Here is a 3,334-nt window from a genome sequence, read left to right as displayed (position 1 = left end):
TGTTGTTCGTATTTTTTATTTTTTCTAAACCCTCGATAGCCCTGCGTACCCAGTTACGCCATGTTGCTTGCCAATCGATTTTGGTTGCATTTGCTCCGGCTTTTGAACGCCAATAATCTCGAAACTTTGCAATTTCGACTTTGACGCGCTCTGGAGGCAAGCCCTCTGCAATGGCAAAATCGTAATCCGGTTCAAAATCCGTAGGCAATCGACAACCGCGATTAGCTTGCGCTCGTTTTGCTTTTTTGGGAACGTTCTCTTGCTCGTGAATGGAAGGTTGGTTTTCTACACCCGTTGTGATTTGCTCTGATGTGGTCTCAACAGCAGCAACCTCTGTTGGCTCGTCAACCTGTTCGTTTGTTTCTAAACTTTCAGAACCAATTTCTTTTTTTGCTAAAACGTTAGTTTTAGTTTTTTTATATATATTCTTATTCTGGTTCTTTATAGCTTGATTTTGCTTAGCGTTTGCTTCAGCAAAAAAAACGTTTTGCTTGTCATTTGCTTCAGCAAAATTATTAACATGTTGTTTTGTATTATTTTTTGCTTGTGCACCTTTTTTACCAGCCTCACTACGAACTTGCGATATGTGCTCTTTTTTATCAGCAAAATCGTTCAGCTCTTCTTCAACGCGCGTATTCCACAATCCATTATCTGTCTCAACAAGTTTATTATTTCTCATGAGATATTCGACAATAGCTGCAAATTTTTTCTGCGAACAATGACAAACGCGTGCAAGCGTTTGAAAATCTGTTTTAAGTGGTTCTTTTTTTTCATACATGCAAACGAGAAGGGTTATATAAACCCCCCGTTGTTCAGATGTCATTCCATTTGTACCACTTATCCAGTCATACAAATGGAATCTTATCCATGGCATACCATTAGACATGCGCATCCCCTTCTTTCATTAAATATAAATTAGTGATCATAATCCCCCCTTAAGATTGTTGTGTGTTTATGCGTGCATCATGACAAAGCGTGTTGTGATTGCCTGTCTTGAAAAAAAATTTGTAAAAAAGTACCCTTTCAACGATTCTAAAAAAGTGGGGAGAGTTATGATGCAAGAATGGATAAAGATATTTCTTACAGGTTTTTTGTCATTTATTGCATCTCTTTTAGTGGCTCTTATTTTAAGAAATAAAAACCGTAAAGAAGCAGACAAAGTCCGCCAAAAAGATTTAGACAATATAGAAAGGCAATTAGAACAGCTAAAAAAACAAGCTGAAGCCGCAAAAGAGCACGTCTCCATTTTATGGGCAGAAAAACAAATACGAGACTTAGGTCCAAAGTTGAAGGTTACTATGAAAGAGTCAACAGCATACAAATATGACAAAGACTTCTTCATAGAGGTAAATGGCATCATAAAAAATCCTACAGAGCAAACAATGAGAATAAATAATTTTCGGTTATATAACGAAAACCCATTTGCGTTTGATAAAGGTGCTCTTTTGGGAAGATATCCAATGCATTTAGAACCAGAAAATGAAAAGTATATACCCTTAAAAAGTCTTTTTGTAGCAGATTTAAAAACACAGGAGATCTTCGATTTTTTTAATTTAGATGCATCTGAAGAAACAGAATTTTCTTTCACAGTTCGCCACCTAAAACCAGATATCGTAAGCACACCAATTTTTATCATTGAACACACTTCATCAAATCATGCAGAAGAAATACTTGAAACTACTTTTTGGCCCAGCTTTTTACTGCCACTCGAGGAGAGTAGTCTTAAAAGCGGTTAATTTTTTCCATTAAATCTTTTTGTGTTTGAATTAAATCTTTTTGTTTACGTATTATGTTTTCCATTATTTTATCTGTCTCTTTTTCATGCGTTTCCGTCATTTTATAAAAGTAAAAGCCAGCAAAAAACATGATTACATTGACTATAAAAAGCACAATCATCGCTGCGAAATTGTCCATTTTTATTTTCTTTCTTCATATTGAGATTGCAACATTTCATTTTGTTCACATGGCTTCATGCAAACAGTGGAACCCTTGACAAAAGAAGGCGTTGGAGGAGATTGTTCATTCCATAACGCTTCGAGAAGATATGCAACGGCTCCTCTTGAAGGAACACCATATTTTTCCCAACGCCATACTGTTGACTTGTTGACGCCTAACCGTACTGCCATTTCTTTCAGAGTTAAATTCAGATTTTTACGTAACTGTTTTACTGCTATTTTTCCCATAAAAAATAATATGCATTATGAGTACTTAAAAGTCAAGTCGAAATGCATACCAATTATATGCAATATGAATATATTAAGGAGATAAAAATGCTTAGTAACACGATAGACCAATCTGCTAGATTAATAAAAGCGCGTTTAGCGCGTGGTTTTAGAAGTGCTAAAGAAGCAGCTAGATATTTTGGCTGGAACTACTCTAGCTATATACAGCACGAACAAGGATTAAGAGGAATATCACGGGCATCTGCGAAATATGCAAAAGCATTTAGAATTAGTGAAGGATGGTTATTAACTGGAGAGGGAGAAGGCCCCTCCTTTCCAATTCCTGCCACAAAACAAACTGTTGATGAGCAAATTATTAATCTACTGCAAAAAACAACTCAACCAGATAAAGAAACAATTCTTCACCTTTTAAATCGCCTGCATGCAGAAGAAAAAAAATAAAAGCTTTTTTTCTTTCATTACTAAATGTAGAAACCAGATGCATTATTTTGTTATCTAATTCTATATCACTTTTTATTGTTTTCATAACCATTCACCTTCCCCTTTCATGAGAATCGTCATTTAGAAAAAATCTTCTTACAAGATTTTTATACCGTTAAAAATAAAATACACATAACGCATATTTTATTGTTGACAAGTATGCATTATGCGTATTATATATATTCCATAAACCACGCACAAACAATCGCCAAGAGGCGTTAGGGAGGAAAAATTATGGAAAATCCAATTCTTATAAATTCTGATGAAATTTTATTAGTTACCTACGATAAAGATCAACACATTGCAGAGTCTGGACCACTTGATGCAAGTCAAATTCTAAGCATTGTTGATGAGGTAGATGATGCAATCCAAATCTTTCGTATAAATCCCTCTGAGAATAATTGTGAAGATATCTCTGAAGAGATCGCAGAAGCATATGTAACAGAAAATATCGACCGCCTTGATGAGGATAGTAAGGTTTATTACTTTGTCAGTGAAAGTGATGCCTACCATGCTTTTTTAGACGAAATAGCACAGCTAAAATATGAAGATGAAATGTTCGGTAGCTATGAAAAGCAACACCGTTTGCGCCTATGTGATGTGCTTTAAAAATTCTAAAGGGCGCTTTTAAAAGCGCCTCCCTTTTTCCCATCAATAATTGATTAGAGTAA

Annotated in this window: 6 protein-coding genes; 3 read left to right on the top strand and 3 right to left on the bottom strand. The window is 35.2% G+C overall.

Features of this window, described 5'->3' with window-relative positions; all coding sequences use genetic code 11:
- The coding region (locus ACFIL8_RS08530; RefSeq protein WP_375689435.1) for a DUF1376 domain-containing protein at positions 1 to 886 on the bottom strand (886 nt) is incomplete at its 3' end.
- A gap of 79 nt (positions 887 to 965) precedes the next feature.
- On the opposite strand from ACFIL8_RS08530, the gene ACFIL8_RS08525 reads away from it, so the two are divergent.
- Positions 966 to 1,736, top strand: a complete 771-nt coding sequence (locus ACFIL8_RS08525) for a hypothetical protein (RefSeq protein ID WP_375674610.1) — start codon at positions 966 to 968, stop codon at positions 1,734 to 1,736.
- On the opposite strand, the gene ACFIL8_RS08520 is transcribed toward ACFIL8_RS08525, so the two are convergent.
- A complete protein-coding gene (locus tag ACFIL8_RS08520; protein WP_375674608.1) occupies positions 1,723 to 1,914 on the bottom strand; it encodes a hypothetical protein in 192 nt (63 codons plus the stop codon). The two genes, ACFIL8_RS08525 and ACFIL8_RS08520, sit on opposite strands and share 14 nt — an antisense overlap.
- 2 nt (positions 1,915 to 1,916) lie before the next feature.
- Positions 1,917 to 2,183, bottom strand: coding sequence for a helix-turn-helix domain-containing protein (locus ACFIL8_RS08515; RefSeq protein WP_375674606.1), 267 nt, complete (start codon positions 2,181 to 2,183; stop codon positions 1,917 to 1,919).
- A gap of 87 nt (positions 2,184 to 2,270) precedes the next feature.
- Here ACFIL8_RS08515 and ACFIL8_RS08510 point away from each other — a divergent pair, with 87 nt between their 5' ends.
- Positions 2,271 to 2,624 carry a helix-turn-helix domain-containing protein gene (locus ACFIL8_RS08510; RefSeq protein ID WP_004859838.1) on the top strand — a complete coding sequence of 118 codons (354 nt, stop codon included), beginning with the start codon at positions 2,271 to 2,273 and terminating at the stop codon, positions 2,622 to 2,624.
- Between the two features lie 273 nt (positions 2,625 to 2,897).
- Positions 2,898 to 3,272 (top strand): hypothetical protein, encoded by a 375-nt coding sequence (locus ACFIL8_RS08505; protein ID WP_375689433.1) that lies wholly within the window; start codon positions 2,898 to 2,900, stop codon positions 3,270 to 3,272.
- Positions 3,273 to 3,334: the final 62 nt, after the last annotated feature.

Source organism: Bartonella sp. AP57NXGY (assembly GCF_042195805.1).
Taxonomy (GTDB): Bacteria; Pseudomonadota; Alphaproteobacteria; order Rhizobiales; family Rhizobiaceae; genus Bartonella.
Note: the sequence above shows the minus strand (reverse complement) of the source record. Positions and strands in the feature narration are given on the sequence as shown.